This window comes from Coprococcus sp. AF19-8AC (assembly GCF_003603115.1).
GTDB classification, from domain to species: domain Bacteria; phylum Bacillota; class Clostridia; order Lachnospirales; family Lachnospiraceae; genus Coprococcus; species Coprococcus aceti.
In genome coordinates this window covers 472,098-490,066 of record NZ_QTMI01000002.1, presented here as the reverse complement: position 1 = coordinate 490,066, position 17,969 = coordinate 472,098, and the positions used below count along the sequence as shown (strand labels likewise).

The following is a 17,969-nucleotide window of genomic DNA, read 5'->3' as shown; positions in this document are numbered from 1 at the left end:
ACAGATGATTTGAATGTGTAAATGTTTTTTATCAGCCTTTATTTTGCAATCTCTATTCCAGTATAATAATACCTGAGGATCTGATCATACTTCTCTCCATTTTCCGCCAATACAGACGCCCCATACAGTGACATTCCCAGAGAATCTCCAACGCCCACCGTTATGATCCTGTATCCATCCTTAACCTTATCTATGTGTATATTCGTCGAGGCAAGTCCCAGTTGTTCTTTGAAAACATCAGCCTCCAGCTCGCTCCCAAATACATTTATGGTCTGTGCAAATCCAGATTCTGTGGCTGTCATAACCTTGACCTCATCCGTCATATTGTCAGCGTCTATCCATTTTCTGAATATCTTCTGAAGCCTGTCCCCGCTGTATATCTCAGTGGTCGAAAAGTCCTCCGCTATCTGATCCACATCACTTGCCACCTGCCTGAGATACGGTATGTCATGCCCATATATTTCCTGTGCACTCACAGTATGCCCTGTACTTATCATATGATACGCCGGAAGTATTACCTCTCCACCGTATTTCATAACCTGTCCACCGGTCGCATACACCGCCTTCTCCGCCCTTCTCATTATCCCGGAGCACTCGCCTCCCCATTTCTTCTTGAGCTGCGATTCCGTATATCTTATCTCCCGGAGCTGGGACTCATTTATAAGATTCTTTGTCTGCCCCTGTGTGGCGGAATTCCTGTCATTTTCATCCATCTGGTAATAGATTCCGGTCCTAACCACAACTGCGACCGCCTTGAGCATTTCATCGCTCCATTTGTCACTCATCATTCCCGCCAGCGTCGATGCTGTATACTCTTCCACATCCACGAGGGAATACTCCCCATTATCATAAATACACACATTGCGTCCGCTTTTTGCCGATCCGTCAGTGTCATCTCCCCCAACCGCCTTGTCGTATATTCCTGATATTATGTAAGCAAGTGCCATAGCACACGCAATCCCTATAATGATCGTCTTTGCATTTCTCATTTCACCCTCCCGCATTTTTATACCTCTTATATATATATCGTTTTTACACTGCTCATATACCCTTTTTACTGAGAAATCTTAACGCAAATTTTAGTCGTATCGTTTATTGACAAATGCAACATGACATAATATGATAATAGCGTATTCAAGATTAACGGTTCGATTGCTATATAAGGTAAGCTTTTCTTTGGAGTATTCTCTATAAGGTATATTGTAGTGTTTTCATTGAGTACAAATTTTCATTTTTAGGAGGTACTCGTGATGAAGAACGGTACAGTTAAGTGGTTCAACGGAGAAAAGGGTTATGGATTCATCTCAGATGATGAGACAGGAAAGGACGTATTTGTTCATTTTTCAGCAATCAACTCTGATGGATATAAGACTCTTAACGAGGGACAGAAGGTTACATTTGACGTAGAGGCTGATCCTAAGGACGCTTCTAAGGAGAGAGCAACTAACGTAACAGTTGTAGCTTAATTCACATATAACCATTAACACAAGAACAGGCGCTATACAGATCTTCGATCTATATAGCGCCTGTTTTTTATTGCTTGTTAATATCACGGTTTCCTCACGGCTTCCCGTTACGCCCTGCTTCCGAGAGCCTTCTTGCGGGCTCTGTATTTCGCTCTGATATAACGGCCTGCCTCAGACAGTTCACTCGTCTTCCACCGGCTCGTCTTGCTCGTCCACGACGCCAGGAGGGATGCCGATTCATTCTTATTGCTGAGACTCCAGCAGAAATAGCTGACATTCGCCTTGTTGAGTCTGGTCAGCCATTTGCCGGTGTAGGCTTTGCTTATGCCTCCATCGCCGCTTGCCGCGGACATTCCGAACTCTGTGACTATGACCGCTATCCCCTTCTTCCTTGCGTATGCAAGCTTCGCAGGAAGATACCGGTTGTGGCTCCACTCATTAGCATAGAAATGGAGTGAGTACATTATATTCTTGTAGCCCTTGATAGGGTTATCCGCAACCTCATTGTGTGTGCCATCCGAACCGAGCTGGGACCATGTCGGCGTTCCCACTACGATGATCGCCTTCTTGTCATACTTTCTTATGACCTTTATGGCCTGGGACGCATATCGCTTGACGGTCTTCCAGTCGCAGCCATTTGGCTCATTGCATATCTCATAAATGATATTTTTCTGTTTCTTATACTTCTTCGCCATAGTTGCAAAGAATCTTCTTGCCTCTGCAACCTGTGTCATAGGATTTCCGTCGTTGAGTATGTGCCAGTCGATGATCACATACATGCCGAGGTCGGTCGCATATTTCACGCCCTTGTATATCTGATTTCGAAGTGCCGCTTTGCTGCCGCCCGCACAATAGCCGTTGTATTCAGATGTATACATGGCAAGTCTTACCGCATTAACTCCCCAGTCGTCTCTCAGAGTCTTGAACGCCGCCTTGTTCACATAAGGATATCCCACATCCCAGTTGATACCGTGTGTGCTGATTCCCCTGAGCTGGAATTTCTTGCCCTTGGCATCCACCAGATCTGCTCCCTTCACAGACAGTCTTCCATGTGTCGCCACCGGCGTCTTTACCTTCGTAGCTGCAAATGCATCACAGTTCGGCTGTACGGCAACCGCTGTAAATATCATTGCAAATGCGAGCAGCAGAGCCGTGAGTCTGTGTCTCAATTTTCTACCTTTCATATGTTTATAGCCCCCTTTTCATCACAACGTAACATATATATCTATCATAACATAGGCGCGGATGTATTAACAGATGCAAAATAAAAACGGACACCATACGATCATTACCATATGATGCCCGTTTGTTATTTATTATTTCATTCTATCTGATAATTACTTATCAAGGGAAACCTTAACCTTCTTAAGCTTCCAGATCTCCTTTGCATACTCCTCGATAGTTCTGTCTGATGAGAACTTTCCAGCGCATGCTGTGTTGAGCATAGCCATCTTTGCCCAGCCCTTCTCATCCTGGTATGCCTTGTCAACCTTCTGCTGAGCCTCTGCATATGAATCGAAGTCCTTGAGGATGAAGTATACATCTTCCTTTGTGAGAGAATCATAGAGATCTCTGAATCTGTCCGGATCATCCTTTGCATAAGTGCCATCGATAAGCTGTGTGAGAACTCTTCTTACAGCCTGGTTGTTGTTGTAGATATCCATTGGGTTGTAGCCGCCCTCGCGCTCATACTTCATAACCTCTTCTGCTGAGAGTCCGAAGATAAATGCGTTCTCGATGCCAACTTCCTCAACGATCTCTACGTTTGCTCCGTCCATGGTTCCAAGTGTAGGTGCACCGTTCAGCATGAACTTCATATTACCTGTACCTGAAGCCTCTCTTGAAGCTGTTGAGATCTGCTCTGATACATCTGCTGCTGCGAAGATGATCTCGGCATTGGATACTCTGTAGTTCTCTATAAATACAACCTTGATCTTGCCTTCGATTGAAGCATCGTTGTTGACAACATCTGCAACTGAGTTGATGAGCTTGATGATAAGCTTAGCTCTCTTATATCCTGCTGATGCCTTTGCTCCAAAGATGAATGTTCTTGGGTACATATCGAATTCTGGCTCTGTCTTCAGTCTGTTATACAGATGCATAACATGAAGGATGTTCAGGAGCTGTCTCTTGTACTCATGAAGCCTCTTAACCTGTACATCGAAGATTGAACGAGGATCTACATCCACATTGTTGTGCTCCTTGATGTACTTTGCAAGACGGATCTTGTTCTGGTACTTGATGTTCATAAACTCATGCTGGCACTTCTCATCGTTCACATATACCTTAAGCTTCTTAAGGTGTGAAAGATTGGTTATCCACTCGTCACCGATCTTGTCTGTGATCCAGTTTGCAAGAAGTGGGTTAGCATGAAGCAGGAAACGTCTCTGAGTGATACCATTTGTCTTGTTGTTGAACTGCTCTGGTCTCATCTCATAGAAGTCCTTAAGCTCTCTCTCCTCAAGGATCTTGGTATGAAGAGCTGCAACACCGTTTACTGAGTAAGAACCTGCAATTGCAAGATGAGCCATCTTAACCTGGCCATCGTACAGAACTGCCATATTCTTAACCTTATCCTGGTTGCCCGGATACATCTCCTGGATCTTGAGAACGAATCTTCTGTTGATCTCCTCAACGATCTGGTAGATACGTGGAAGCAGTCTTGAGAACAGCTCGATAGGCCACTTCTCAAGTGCCTCTGCCATGATCGTATGGTTGGTGTATGCACATGTTCTTGTTGTGATATCCCATGCGTCATCCCACTCAAGGCCTTCCTCATCCATGAGGATTCTCATGAGCTCGGCAACTGCTACTGTTGGGTGTGTATCATTCATCTGGAATGTCACCTTCTCTGGCAGCTTGTGGATATCCTTGTTGAGCTCCTTGAACTTGAGGATTGCTCTCTGAACTGAAGCTGAGATGAAGAAATACTGCTGTCTCAGTCTGAGCTCCTTACCTGCGTAGTGATTGTCATTTGGATAGAGAACCTCAACGATAGTCTTTGCAAGGTTCTGCTGCTCTACTGCCTTCTCATACTCACCCTTGTCAAATGAGTCAAGGCAGAACTCCTGGATTGCCTCGGCATCCCAGATTCTAAGTGTATTTACAACGTTGTTGCCATAACCGATGACTGGAAGGTCATAAGGTACGGCACGAACTGACTGATATCCATCCTGTATAAAGTAGTTTCTGCCATTCTTGTTCTCAACTCTGACATATCCACCGAACTTAACTTCAACAGCGTACTCTGAACGCTTAACCTCGAATGGGTTGCCATCCTTGAGCCAGTCATCCGGCATCTCAACCTGATATCCATCCTTGATACCCTGCTTGAACATACCATACTTGTATCTGATACCACAACCGTATGCAGGATAACCAAGTGTTGCCAATGAATCAAGGAAACAAGCTGCAAGACGTCCGAGACCGCCATTACCCAGAGCGGCATCAGGCTCCTGATCCTCTATAAAGTTCAGGTCAAATCCTAACTCGTCAAGTGCTTCCTTAACTGCATCGTAGTAAGTCAAGTTGATAAGATTGTTACCGAGTGCTCTACCCATAAGGAACTCCATAGACAGATAATAAACTGTCTTGACGTTCTTCTTCTCATACTCCTTGTGTGTAGCAATCCATCTGTCAATGATGTCGTCCTTTACTGCGTAGCTGACTGCCTGGAATACCTGCTGTGGAGTAGCCTCCTCGATAGGCTTGCGGAAAAGGGTCTTTACGTTAGTAATGACTTCCTTCTTGAAGCCTTCCTTATCGAAATCTGCTAACATCTTCATCTGATTCATTCCCTCCTTGGATAAATAGATATAATTTTTTCCATTTTCACTGTTTCATTCTATCATCAACCTTTTTTTTTAACAATACATGAGAAAAAATTTGTTAAATAACACTATAAAATTAGACTATAGTCAAATAGAATTTGCAGTTTTTTTACATAAAAGGCGATAAATGTCTGATAATATCGAGATTAATTGGGGGTTCTTGCGTTTTCAATGATTACTAGAATATTGTAAATGCTCCACGTATACGATATAAAACCCCTGGGAGAGGCAACTCCTAGGGGTTTTATATCTAACTTCGTCCGTATCCACTCGGCATGCAGCACACGCAAGGCATACCGCCCATGCAGCACGACATGAGAGCACATATGGTACAAAGGTTGTTGCAAAACTTTCCGCCGGTTGGCATATCCATTCCATACCCGGCACCTCTGTCCATGTACCACTGACGGCCGCTCTTGATGGACTCATATGCCTGACGGTATTCCTGATTGCCCGGCTCAAGCTCCATTGCACGCTTCAGCATCTCCATGGCTCTTATCTGATTGCCAAGTCCGGCGTTGCACACGCCACTGTAATAGTGCCACTTGGCATCGTGATTCTCTATCTGATTGAGGACGTTCTTCGCCTCCTCATAGCTTCCGCTGTTCATATAGTTCTTCGCGGCCTGAAAATATCTGGAATCTTTATCATTCGGATCGTAGTCATTCTGTCTCTGATAGCCACCGAAACCAAATGGGCCAAATCCTCCGAAACCGCCAAATGGATCATCATACTGTCCGTAGCCTCCTGACGAACCGCCGTAAGAACTTCCACCATACGGACCATATGAACCGCCAGATCCATAACCGCCGCCGTAGTCCTGCGAGCTTCCAGTTCCATACCCACCAGCACCACCGTAACTTGCACGGTCAGCCTCGCCGCTCACTATGGACTTGTACGCCTGCTGTATCTCCTTGAACTTTTCCTCAGCCTCATCCTTGTGAGGATTGTTGATGTTCGCATCCGGATGATACTTCCGGCTCAGCCTTCTATATGCTTTTTTTACTTCTTCTTCGCTGGCACCTCTTTTGAGTCCCAGCACCTCGTAAGGATCTTTCATAATTTATTCCTCATCGCCGCATCTTCTATTTGTAGTCGAATAATATGCTTCCCATATTCCTGAGTATATTATGTTCCTGAGTATACCTACATTTTCAATAATAGGAAGCATCTCATACTCTTTTGCAAGTGGTGCCACCATCATCATCAGAACATCCTTCGTCCACTCTGCAAGCTCCTGCCATTTGTCCTGTTCTATGGTTTTATCCGCACCCACTGATTGTACCTCAACACCCAGCTCATGCGCAAGCCTGCACACGAATGGATTGTAATTTCCAGCACCTATATCCTTCTCTATATCGTCATACGCGTCCATTATGTAGACAAATTTGCCCAGATAATAGCCTATGGTGCGGAGATATGTTTCCCACTCATCATGTTTCGGGGCACATATCTCTGCCATTATATTGCCAAAATGCCCCGACAATGCGTCCATATCATCGGATCCCACCTCCTCCAGCTCGCTTATCGCCTTGAGGTTCTCCGCTATAACCTGGATCTTCTGTGGATAATCTTCCTTGAGCCTCCTGCCATTTTTCCCGGCGAGCAGCACATCCGCATACAGCTTCCGGGTAAACATATGCTCATCATCCCAGTCGTCTATGCATTTGTAATAGGTAAGTATCACGTTCATGTCCGCCACATAGTCCGTGTACTCGTTCTGTACATAAGTATGCTTCGATGTAGGGTGTGCGATACATCTTCTGCGGCCCGAAAGCTTCTCCGGTTCGTACAGTCCCGTCAGAAGAAGGACCAGAAATGTCATATCATAGCTGAGACTTATCTGTCCTCTCGCACCGTATCTGTCCTTCAGCGATTTGCACAGGCCACAGTAATACCTACGGTATTCATCGTATTCTTTCATCTTAAGCTCAGGCTGGTTCACCACTATATATCCAAACATCTCTCAATCTCCACACTGTATTTCAACTCAAAATATCTAAAGTCCGCATCATCACTAAGACTTCTTCACAAATCTGTTGCCGCACTTAGGGCATCTGATCTCTATCTTGCCCTTTCCCCTTGGAACTCTGATCATCTGCTGGCATTTGCTGCAGACAAATATCTTGTATTCCTTGCCGGCTTCCTTCTGTTTCTTCGCACGCTTGAATATATTTCTCACGCCCGCGGTGTGCTCCATAAACCATCTGTTCTGAGCCGCGCGCTTGTCATAGTTCTTGGACATGATCCTAACATATCCATAAGCGAACATGAAAAGTCCAAGGAAATAAAATATCCCTGTCTTGATAAATGCATCCAGCACCATAAAAATCAATCCGCCCCAGGTAAGGAATGATGACAACTGATCGTTGCCGTACCTGGATCTCATAAATCTTATAAATTTGTCTTTCATAATTCACCATTCTCCTCGCAAATTCTTACATTGTCTCCAGCTTCTCTGCGGATTCCTGAAGCTGCCTGTAGGCTTCCTTCATCCTGCCCATCTCCACATCATCTACATGATTCATGTCTGTTCGTGTCACAAGCTTCCTCAGATACTCGCAGTCGCTCTTGATCCGTTTCATTTCTTTTTTATCGAGCTGTGCGCCCTTGGTCTCAAGAAGATTCTCTACCTTATATACATACGCCTCAGCCTCATTCATAATGTCTTTGAACTCTCTGGCTCCAGCCACATCATCCTCGTACTTCTTCGCATCCTCCCTTGCTCTGCGGATCTCCTCCTCCGAAAGGTTAGTGCTGGATGTGATCACTATCTGCTGTTCCACGCCCCTGCCAAGATCCTTAGCTGAAACCTTGAGGATACCATTTGCATCCATGTCAAATGTGACCTCGATCTGAGGAACGCCCGCCATGGCTCTCTTGATACCACTGAGCCTGAAGTTGCCTAGCAGCTTGTTGTCCCTTGTGAAATGCCGCTCGCCCTGGTATACCTTGATCTCGACATCCCTCTGGAAATTGCCCGCCGTGGTAAATATCTTTGATGCCCTAGTCGGAATGGCAGAATTTCTCGGAATGATGACATTTGCCACGCCTCCAAGGGTCTCAATGGACAGCGAAAGAGGTGTCACATCCATGAGGAGAATGTCATTCACCTTGTTCGACACAGTGAGCTCGCCGCTGAGCTTGCTTCCCTGGACCGCCGCACCCATGGCAACGCACTCGTCCGGGTTCATATTCTTGGATGGTTCCCTGCCGGTTATGGCACGAACCTTATCCACAACCGCCGGTATACGGGTAGAGCCACCCACCAGCAGCACTTTGTCTATCTGATTTCTCGTTATGCCCGCATCGGATAATGCCTGGTTTACAGGTCCCGCCGTTCTCTCCACCAGATCATAGGTCAGCTCGTTGAACTGTTCCCTTGTTATCGTCATATCCAGATGCACCGGCTGATTCTTCACTGTCGATATAAATGGCAGATTGATGTGTGCAGTCTGTGCAAATGAGAGCTCCTTCTTGGCATTCTCACAGGCTTCCCTCACTCTCTGGGATGCCGTGATATCCTTCGCCAGATTGACCTTTGTCTCCTTTTTAAAGGTCTTGATGACGTAATCCAGCAATCTCTCATCAAAATCATCTCCGCCCAGATGATTGTCTCCCGCGGTGGCAAGAACCTCTATGACGCTGTCCCCTATCTCTATAACAGACACGTCAAATGTTCCTCCGCCCAGATCGTATACAAGTATCTTCTGCGCCTGTCCATTGTCAAGACCATAGGCGAGAGCCGCCGATGTAGGCTCATTTATGATTCGAAGCACATTCAGTCCCGCTATTCTTCCGGCGTCCTTTGTGGCCTGTCTCTGGCTGTCGTCAAAGTAAGCCGGAACTGTTATGACTGCATCAGATACCGGTCCGCCCAGATAACTCTCAGCATCGCTCTTCAGCTTTGCAAGTATGATGGCGGATATCTCCTGCGGCGAATAGTCCTTGCCGTCTATCCTCTTTCTGTATGTTGTTCCCATCGCTCTCTTGATGGATGTGATAGTTCTGTCCACATTCACAGTCATCTGTCTCCTGGCAGCCTCACCCACCAGTCTCTCGCCATTCTTCGTGATGGCTACTATGGAAGGTGTGGTCCTGCCACCCTCCGAATTCGGTATGACAGTCGGCTGATCGCCCTCAAGCACTGCCACACAGCTGTTTGTAGTTCCAAGATCAATTCCAATTACTCTGCTCATATATGTCAACCTCTCTGTTATGGTATTCTGATCCACTCATGAGGACGGAGGGGTCAGGCACCTCCAGCCCCATCTATTGTATATAATAACCATCACTTATGAACATAATTTGGACAAAAAATAAAGTAAGTATAAAGTTAGGTTAAGAGAGTATAAAAAAGGGGACGGAGGTACTTGACTCCTCCGTCCCCGGGACTAAATATTCTACTTTGATGCTTTCTCTGCTTTGATAACCGCCTGGAATTCCTTAATATCCTTTGTGATCTCTCCGCTTAATGCCAGCAGACAGATAAGGTTCGGAATCGCCATGAGTGCATTCGCTATATCTGAGAAATTCCATACAAGATCCAGTGATATCGTCGCGCCTACGTATACAACGAGCGAGAACACTATCCTGTATATCATATTGTACTTGTGCGACTTGAACAGGTACTCGAACGCCTTCTCTCCGTGATACTCCCATCCAAGAATCGTGGAGAATGCGAAGAGCACAATTCCTATAGTTACGAGCCAGCCTCCCACCTTGCCAAGTGCAGAGCCAAATGACAAGATCGTGAGAGCCGCACCTTTTATAACAGTTGAGCAGGCAAATGTTCCATCCTCAGCAAATGTATAATGGTTTCCGGCTGCATCAGTCCATGTACCGGTAAGACTTCCTATGGCAGCCTGACTCTCCTCCACCACAAGCTCACTTGCAAGCTTAGTATTCTCATCCTTGTTGAGTTCGTCGGATGGAAGAACTGAAAGCGTCAGGGTATTTGACGAATTGGATGTATCTGTCAAAATGAGCTGGTCATCTGTGAATTCGTATGTATAATCCGTCGTGGTAGTCTTGTTATCAGAATCAACAGCCTCCACAGTAACCTCCGTTCCGCTCACCTGATAGCTGCCCTTTGTGCTGTTCTCCGTGATTCCAAGCACACCCGATGATGCAATACAGAGACCTGTGATGGTGCAGACTACTATGGTATCCCAGAATGTACCTGTCATATTGATGTAACCCTGACGGACAGGATTGTCTGTTGTGGCAGCCGCCGCCGTGATGGCCGCAGAGCCCATTCCAGCTTCATTTGAGAATACTCCTCTGGCAACACCGAATCTCATGGCGTTCATCATAGCTGCTGTGATCGTACCACACAGACCGCCACCGACTGCCTTAACTGAGAATGCCATCTTGAATATCATGGCAACTCCTGCCGGAAGATTCTGGATATTGATGATTATTACAATAAGTCCGGCTGCAACATAGAATATCGCCATCAAAGGAACAACAACTGATGACACCTTAGATATAGTCTTGATTCCTCCAACTATTATAAGAAGGGCAAAAACCGTAAGTATGATTCCTGTAACATATGTAGGCACGCTGAATGTGCTGCTAAGAGATTCGGATATGGAATTGGCCTGTGTCATATTTCCTATTCCAAATGAGGCGATGACTGCAAAGAGTGCAAACAGCCAGCCCAAGACTGCACCAAACTTCTTATGATTGAATGCCTTCTTCATAGTGTACATAGGGCCGCCGCTCATCTCGCCCTTGGCATTCACCTCACGGTACTTGATAGCAAGCATACACTCTGAGAACTTGGATGTCAGACCAAATGCTGCGGATATCCACATCCACACCAGTGCTCCCGGACCTCCCGATACCATGGCCGTTGCAACACCAACGATATTGCCCGTTCCTATGGTTGCAGCAAGCGCGGTGGTCAGTGCCGAAAATGGTGACACGTCTCCGGTTCCTCTGCTCTTTGTCCTTGCCTCCTTGCTAAGTGTACTCTTCAGCGCATAGCCGAGGTTCCTCCATGGAAGAAACCCTGTTCTGATCGTCAGAAATATTCCCGTTCCAACCAGAAGCACCAGCATGACCGGTCCCCAGACAAATCCATCCACCGCCGACACGATCTCATTTAACTTTTCCATACAACCGCCTCCTCTTTCCAGGTTATCCATATCATCCGACCCGGCGCTCCCCTCATTTTTTGTCCCGAATCAGTTTATATACCCGTAAATTTACTGTATTTTTGCCACAAAGTCCAGAGTATTGTGGTGTTATGGTTATTTTCCTTTATTAATTAAGTTATGCGAGCGGTTGGCGAAATATTATGCGGTGTGGATATATTTTGAGGAAAATGATATTTTCATATTATTTTGCAGGTTTTCAATATGTTTTTTTACGTTTTCCCTTGCATTTAAAAACCGTTTTTTATTAATTTGTGAATTATACATATTTATCCACATAAATAACGGGTTAATAGCAGGCTCTCCCTAATTTAGAAGAGGCACTTGAGTTATACTATGATAGTGATGACTAAGGTTTAGATACGCTAGGAAGTGTCGTAGAAAGAATGTGTGAATTTGGCGAAACCCAATTGTGAACTGATTTAAAGTACTATTGCTGTTGCGTTTGGGCAATGTTATAATTATGTAAATAATATTACGATGATTTCGGAGGTGTTGTTATGGACAAAATAGATTTATCCCAGCAGGAAGAGGAGCAGGCTCTTGCTAAGGAAATGTATGAGACTTATGGTCTTAGATTAGTTCACGATGAATTAACTCCAGAGGAAAAAGAGATGGATCGTCGAATGCGAAAAGCTTCTGATATGGCAAAGGAGCGTCATAGATTTCTTGGTCACACAATAGCTTCATACGACCCAGAAAAGAAAAAGGTTGTTTTGATACATCCAGATGGTAGGAGAGAGTATGCAGAATAGAAAACCAATGGTATTAGTGTTTGCGGGCCCTAATGGATCTGGTAAAAGTACTTCTAAATCTTTTTTCAGTATTGTAGGTGAGTACACTAATGCTGATGATGTAGTAAGTGCCACAGGAATGACCAATTTGTAAGCAGCCCGTGAAGTTGATGATAGAAGATACAGTGCCATAGCACAGCGCAAAGATTTCAGTTTTGAAACAGTTTTGTCATCTGAATACAAAATGAATCTGTTAAGAGCTGCAAAAGATGCAGGCTATTTTATCAAGTGTGTATTTGTATTAACATCTGATCCGAAGATAAATATTCAACGAGTACAACAAAGAGTTCTAGACGGTGGACATGATGTGGATGCAGAGAAAATAGTTTCTCAGTATTATGGCGCTATTTCTAATATACCAGAATTATTAAAGCTTTGCGATATTCTGCATATTTATGATAACACTGAAAATCTTTATAGAATTGTTAGAAAACATAAGGAAGATTTTACTATATTTCCAAATAAGTTTTGGAGTATGGAAGATATTAGTAGATTATTATTTGGTAAGTATAGAGTTAATTAACAGGAGGTAGTCCTTTAATTGGGATTACCTCTTTTCACCCAGTATTTCTGGGTTTCCCTTAAAACAAGACAGGTAGGAGTCGGTTAAGTCCGGCTCCTATTTTTGCGTTTGAAGGCAATGTCTTTTCAAACACAACGTCGAGCTGAAAACAAGAAAATAACGAGGAAAGGAGCAGGAAGAAGAATGAATGTTGCAGAAAGGAGCAACAAGAAAGTAACTACAAGGAAAAGTTTTAAGGGAGGTAAATCATGTTTAAGGACAAAGTTAAAGTAAAGATGACTTCAAGTGCCATTTCAACAGACACAAATACAAAGATGTCCGTTGCAGGCAAGAATTCCTCATTCAAGGATAGCATCAAGGCAACCAATCTGAAAGCATCAACCAAGTACACACTTATGTCAGTAGCAGTAGATGCAAATACAGGCAAGGCATACAAGGATGCGAGTGGAAAAAGTCACTCTTGAAAATGCACCGTTATCGGGCATATCTCCGCCTTGGTTCCAACCCGCATATCTGGGCCAAACACGCCGACTCCTGATGTCACTATGTTGTGCATGCCGTCAACATTCAGGTAACCGCAGGAATTTTCCCACATCATCGCCACAAGTATGTTGCCTGGGAACATTTGTCCGTCATGGGTGTGTCCACACAGATCCATATCCACACCTGCCGACGACAGCTCCTCCAGCTCCTTTGGTTCGTGATCGAGAACTATGATAGGTTTTGATTTGTCCACATTTTTCGTGATCTCATCTGCGGATGCTCTGTCTGTGACTCCACTTCCCGGTCTGTGGGCATCGCGGCGGCCATAGATATATATGGAATCGTTTATCAACACTCCCTCGTCGCGAAGAAGTGTGATTCCCGCTTTCTCTATAAACTCGTCCATCTCAGGGCTGCTGGTTTTCTCCTTCTGTCCGCCAAATGTAAATCCGGCAAGCACCTGCTCCTGTATATCGTGGTTGCCATAGCATGCATACACTCCATACTTTGATTTGATCCCCCGGAGTATTTTCTCAAGCTTCTCCGGCTGGTCAACGGCTTCCCATTCGTTGTCAAATATATCACCCGCTATCAGCACCAGATCTGCGTCCTGCTTATTTATGGAATTCACTATTCTTTGAACCTGCCTGACGCCTATGTTGTATCCAAGATGAAGATCTGCAACCAGCACTATCTTCATGGAATCCATCTTCTGACCATTCTCATCCCGTGCTTCCTTATTGATGGTCACATCATAAGGCGTCACCCGCACAAGTCTCGCATTTAGCACTCCCCAGAATGATATACACATGATGAGTGTTGCGCACACACAGCCTACTATCCTGCGAACCCGCGGCACACATATTTTATCTTTGCTCACTCTGAATACATGAAGCAGTAGGAATCTTCCAAGCTCGGCTATCACTATGAAGAATATCATATAAAGCAGAACACCCAGCCAGTAATTTCCCACCAGCTTCATGCCACGTCTGAACCTTCCCTGTGGCAGGAAGAATGCGATCACCAGCGCCGACGCCAGAAATGCGTATAGCACTATCGGGACTATCCAGCCCTTCTTGCCTTTGAGTTTCGGGAAATATGCCTGTACCCAGCCCTTTATTCTCCAGAACAAATATATATTTAACGCTATGTAAAAAGGTGCAATGAAAATTGCTATCATCTTTTTCTCCTTTGTTTTTCTGACTGGCCAATATACATATTGACGGCAGTCCTTTGTACGATTTATTCATACAATAATATACTCCCAACACCACACATACACAAACTTAATAAATCGTAATTCCACCGTCATCCCCTAATATCCAAATATATTTAAAGAAAGTACAAAATTATCCTAAATCACATAAAAATAGCCCGAAAGATACAAAATCTTTAAGATTTGTACCTTTCGGGCCGTATTCTCTTGATCAGGGATAATTTTTTCCAAAATGCCTGTTTTAAACCCTAATATTATATCCCTTAGTCGTTCTTCTTCACTCCGAGAGTTACCTTCTCACCGTTGATGTTCCACTCCTTAGAGTAACCATCCACTGAACCAGTGATGATCTCTGTTGCCATAACGTCACCGATGATGGCATCCGCATTTGCTGCGATGATGTCATTTGCCTTCTGGCTTCCGTCAGCGTATACAGTGATCTTGTCCATAACCTCAAATCCAGCCTCTTTTCTCATAGTCTGAACCTTGGATACTATCTCACGGACAAATCCTTCCTCAAGAAGCTCCTCTGACAGATTGGTGTCGATAACTACTGTCACGCCGCCGTCTGCCTCAGATACGAAACCGTCCATCTGAGCCATGTCGATCAGAAGATCAGCCTCAGTGAGTACGATCTCCTCTCCGTCTGCCTCAAACTTCAGAGCGCCCTCTGCCTTGAGCTCTGCCATAGCTGCATTGCCATCGAGAGCTGACAGATGCTCCTTGATCTTGCCGAGATGCTTGCCGTACTTAGGACCGACTGTACGGAGCTGTGGCTTGAAGCTGTAGGTTGTGTAAGCGCTTACATCATCATCGAACTCAACGTTCTTCACGTTCAGCTCATCCTCGATGATAGCCTTCTCCTCGCCGAAAAGCTTCTTGTCAGCCTTGACATACATCTTGCCGATTGGCTGTCTGTTCTTGATATTTGCTGTATTTCTGGCTGCACGTCCCAGAACAACGATCTTCAGGATCTCGTCCATAGCAACCTCAAGCTCTGGATCGATCATCTTCTCATCCACCTCAGGGAATGAGCACAGATGAACTGAAAGAGGTGCATCCTTGTCTATATTTCTAACCAGATTCTGGTAAATATCCTCTGCCATGAATGGGAGCATAGGAGCTACTGTCTGTGCTATAGTAACGAGCGCTGTGTAAAGTGTCATGTAAGCATTTACCTTGTCCTGCTCCATGCCCTTTGCCCAGTATCTCTCACGTCCACGACGGACATACCAGTTACTCATGTCATCCACGAACTCCTCGAGAACTCTTGTTGTCTCAGGGATCTTGTATGCGCCAAGGTTTGCGTCAACCGCCTTGACTGTTGAGTTCAGCTTGGACAGGAGCCACTTGTCCATAAGTGACAGCTTGTCGTACTCTAGCTCATGCTCAAGTGGATTGAAGTTGTCTATATTTGCATAGAGTACATAGAACGCATATGTGTTCCACAGTGTACCCATGAACTTTCTCTGACACTCAACAACCGCATCCTCATGGAATCTGTTAGGAAGCCATGGTGCTGAATTGCTGTAGAAGTACCATCTGATGGCATCTGCACCATATTTGTTCAGAGCATCCATAGGATCTACCGCATTTCCCTTGGACTTACTCATCTTCTGTCCGTCCTTATCCTGAACATGTCCGAGAACGATTACGTTCTTGAACGGAGCCTTGTCGAACAGCAGTGTTGAGATCGCCATAAGTGAGTAGAACCATCCTCTTGTCTGGTCAACAGCCTCACTGATGAAATCAGCAGGGAAGTGCTTCTCAAATATATCCTGATTCTCAAATGGATAGTGCCACTGTGCAAATGGCATTGATCCTGAATCGAACCAGCAATCAATAACCTCTGTAACTCTGTGCATCTGCTTGCCACACTCAGGGCACTTGATGGTTACAGCGTCAATGAACGGACGGTGAAGCTCGATGTTCTCAGGGCAGTTGTCACTCATCGAACGGAGCTCTTCCTTTGATCCGATGGCATGTCTGCAGCCGCACTCACACTCCCAGATGTTCAGCGGAGTACCCCAGTAACGGTTTCTTGAAAGTCCCCAGTCCTGAACGTTCTTCAGCCAGTCGCCGAAACGTCCCTTACCGATGCTCTCCGGGATCCAGTTTACAGTGTCATTATTCTTAACCAGCTTGTCTCTTACCGCTGTCATCTTGATGAACCATGTATCTCTTGCATAGTAGATAAGTGGTGTGTCACATCTCCAGCAGTGTGGATACTCATGCTCGAACTTAGGCGCATCGAAGAGAAGTCCTCTTGCGTCCAGATCCTTCAGTACCTCAGGGTCTGCATCCTTTACGAACATTCCGGCAAATGGAGTCTCCTCAGTGAGATCACCCTTGCCATCTACAAACTGTACAAATGGAAGATCGTAGTTTCTTCCGACATTTGCATCGTCCTCACCAAATGCAGGTGCGATATGAACGATACCTGTACCATCTGTCATAGTTACATAAGTGTCACATGTGATGAAGTGACCCTTCTTGTGCTGCTTTTCGCATACAGGCTTTACACACTCGTAAAGTGGCTCGTACTCCTTGTACTCGAGATCCTTACCGACGTATGTCTCAAGAACCTCGTATGCAGGAACTGCTGCCTGACCTTCTGCCTCTTCCTTTGCAAGACCGCCGAGAACCTTGTCTGCAAGTGCCTGTGCAAGATAATATGTGTAGCCGTCTGCTGCCTTAACCTTCACATATGTCTCATCTGGATTTACACAGAGTGCTACGTTTGAAGGAAGTGTCCAAGGTGTTGTTGTCCATGCGAGGAAATATGCATCCTCTCCGATAACCTTGAATCTTACTACTGCTGAGCGCTCCTTGACTGTCTTGTATCCCTGTGCAACCTCATGACTTGAAAGAGGTGTTCCACATCTTGGGCAGTAAGGCACGATCTTGAAACCCTTGTACAGAAGTCCCTGGTCCCAGATCTTTTTCAGCGCCCACCACTCTGACTCGATGAAGTCATCATGGTATGTTACATATGGATTGTCCATATCAGCCCAGAAACCTACCTTGCCTGAGAACTCTTCCCACATGCCTTTATATTTCCATACGGACTCCTTACATTTCTGGATAAATGGCTCCAGTCCGTACTCCTCTATCTGCTCCTTACCGTCGATTCCCAAGAGCTTCTCAACCTCGAGCTCAACAGGCAGACCGTGTGTATCCCATCCGGCCTTTCTGACTACGTTATGTCCCTTCATTGTCTGATATCTAGGGATCATATCCTTGATTACACGTGTAAGAACGTGTCCGATATGTGGCTTACCATTTGCTGTTGGAGGGCCATCGTAGAATGTGTATGTTGGCAGATCCTTTGTCTCTTCAACACTCTTCTCAAATACCTGATTTTCTTTCCAGAAGTCCAATACCTTCTGCTCTCTGTTCACGAATTCCAGTTTAGTCGAAACCTTGTCGTACATGTCGTCTTTCCTTTCTGTGATAAATATAAAAAAGCCCTTCGTCGTAATCAGGACGAAGGGCT

14 protein-coding genes are annotated in these 17,969 nt (G+C 45.2%); 4 read left to right on the top strand and 10 right to left on the bottom strand.

What is annotated here, in order from left to right:
- Nucleotides 1-38 precede the first annotated feature (38 nt).
- Nucleotides 39-989 (bottom strand): SpoIID/LytB domain-containing protein, encoded by a 951-nt coding sequence (locus tag DWX57_RS06950; RefSeq protein WP_243106185.1) that lies wholly within the window; start codon nucleotides 987-989, stop codon nucleotides 39-41.
- A 261-nt stretch (nucleotides 990-1,250) separates the two neighbouring features.
- Between DWX57_RS06950 and DWX57_RS06945 the strand changes: the two genes are divergently transcribed.
- Nucleotides 1,251-1,466: a cold-shock protein gene (locus DWX57_RS06945; RefSeq protein ID WP_015534471.1), complete on the top strand. Its 216-nt coding sequence runs from the start codon at nucleotides 1,251-1,253 to the stop codon at nucleotides 1,464-1,466.
- A 107-nt stretch (nucleotides 1,467-1,573) separates the two neighbouring features.
- Here DWX57_RS06945 and DWX57_RS06940 read toward each other — a convergent pair whose 3' ends face one another.
- The 7 genes from DWX57_RS06940 to DWX57_RS06910 all read right to left on the bottom strand — a co-directional run bounded on the left by DWX57_RS06940 (nucleotide 1,574) and on the right by DWX57_RS06910 (nucleotide 11,418).
- Entirely contained in the window at nucleotides 1,574-2,650 is a 1,077-nt protein-coding gene (locus DWX57_RS06940; protein ID WP_120123318.1) for a glycoside hydrolase family 5 protein, read from the bottom strand.
- Nucleotides 2,651-2,803: 153 nt separating this feature from the next.
- A complete protein-coding gene (locus DWX57_RS06935; protein ID WP_119999534.1) occupies nucleotides 2,804-5,245 on the bottom strand; it encodes a glycogen/starch/alpha-glucan phosphorylase in 2,442 nt (813 codons plus the stop codon).
- 301 nt (nucleotides 5,246-5,546) lie between these two features.
- Nucleotides 5,547-6,356 (bottom strand): J domain-containing protein, encoded by an 810-nt coding sequence (locus tag DWX57_RS06930; RefSeq protein ID WP_120123316.1) that lies wholly within the window; start codon nucleotides 6,354-6,356, stop codon nucleotides 5,547-5,549.
- A 3-nt stretch (nucleotides 6,357-6,359) separates the two neighbouring features.
- Entirely contained in the window at nucleotides 6,360-7,259 is a 900-nt protein-coding gene (locus DWX57_RS06925; RefSeq protein ID WP_117549976.1) for a DUF5685 family protein, read from the bottom strand.
- Nucleotides 7,260-7,313: 54 nt separating this feature from the next.
- A complete protein-coding gene (locus DWX57_RS06920) occupies nucleotides 7,314-7,709 on the bottom strand; it encodes a hypothetical protein (RefSeq protein WP_055222351.1) in 396 nt (131 codons plus the stop codon).
- Between the two features lie 25 nt (nucleotides 7,710-7,734).
- A complete protein-coding gene (gene dnaK / locus DWX57_RS06915; protein WP_120123530.1) occupies nucleotides 7,735-9,495 on the bottom strand; it encodes a molecular chaperone DnaK in 1,761 nt (586 codons plus the stop codon).
- A gap of 204 nt (nucleotides 9,496-9,699) precedes the next feature.
- On the bottom strand, nucleotides 9,700-11,418 hold the full coding sequence (locus DWX57_RS06910) for an alanine/glycine:cation symporter family protein (protein WP_120123315.1): 1,719 nt from the start codon (nucleotides 11,416-11,418) through the stop codon (nucleotides 9,700-9,702).
- A gap of 539 nt (nucleotides 11,419-11,957) precedes the next feature.
- On the opposite strand from DWX57_RS06910, the gene DWX57_RS06905 reads away from it, so the two are divergent.
- The 3 genes from DWX57_RS06905 to DWX57_RS06895 all read left to right on the top strand — a co-directional run bounded on the left by DWX57_RS06905 (nucleotide 11,958) and on the right by DWX57_RS06895 (nucleotide 13,238).
- Nucleotides 11,958-12,212: a hypothetical protein gene (locus DWX57_RS06905; RefSeq protein ID WP_120123313.1), complete on the top strand. Its 255-nt coding sequence runs from the start codon at nucleotides 11,958-11,960 to the stop codon at nucleotides 12,210-12,212.
- A 169-nt stretch (nucleotides 12,213-12,381) separates the two neighbouring features.
- Nucleotides 12,382-12,774, top strand: a complete 393-nt coding sequence (locus DWX57_RS14395) for a zeta toxin family protein (protein ID WP_279230023.1) — start codon at nucleotides 12,382-12,384, stop codon at nucleotides 12,772-12,774.
- Nucleotides 12,775-13,022: 248 nt separating this feature from the next.
- Complete coding sequence (locus DWX57_RS06895) at nucleotides 13,023-13,238, top strand: hypothetical protein (protein ID WP_120123312.1); 216 nt, start codon at nucleotides 13,023-13,025, stop codon at nucleotides 13,236-13,238.
- On the opposite strand, the gene DWX57_RS06890 is transcribed toward DWX57_RS06895, so the two are convergent.
- Nucleotides 13,229-14,437: a metallophosphoesterase gene (locus DWX57_RS06890; protein ID WP_120123310.1), complete on the bottom strand. Its 1,209-nt coding sequence runs from the start codon at nucleotides 14,435-14,437 to the stop codon at nucleotides 13,229-13,231. The two genes, DWX57_RS06895 and DWX57_RS06890, sit on opposite strands and share 10 nt — an antisense overlap.
- A 299-nt stretch (nucleotides 14,438-14,736) precedes the next feature.
- Complete coding sequence (gene ileS, locus DWX57_RS06885) at nucleotides 14,737-17,907, bottom strand: isoleucine--tRNA ligase (protein ID WP_120123308.1); 3,171 nt, start codon at nucleotides 17,905-17,907, stop codon at nucleotides 14,737-14,739.
- Nucleotides 17,908-17,969: the final 62 nt, after the last annotated feature.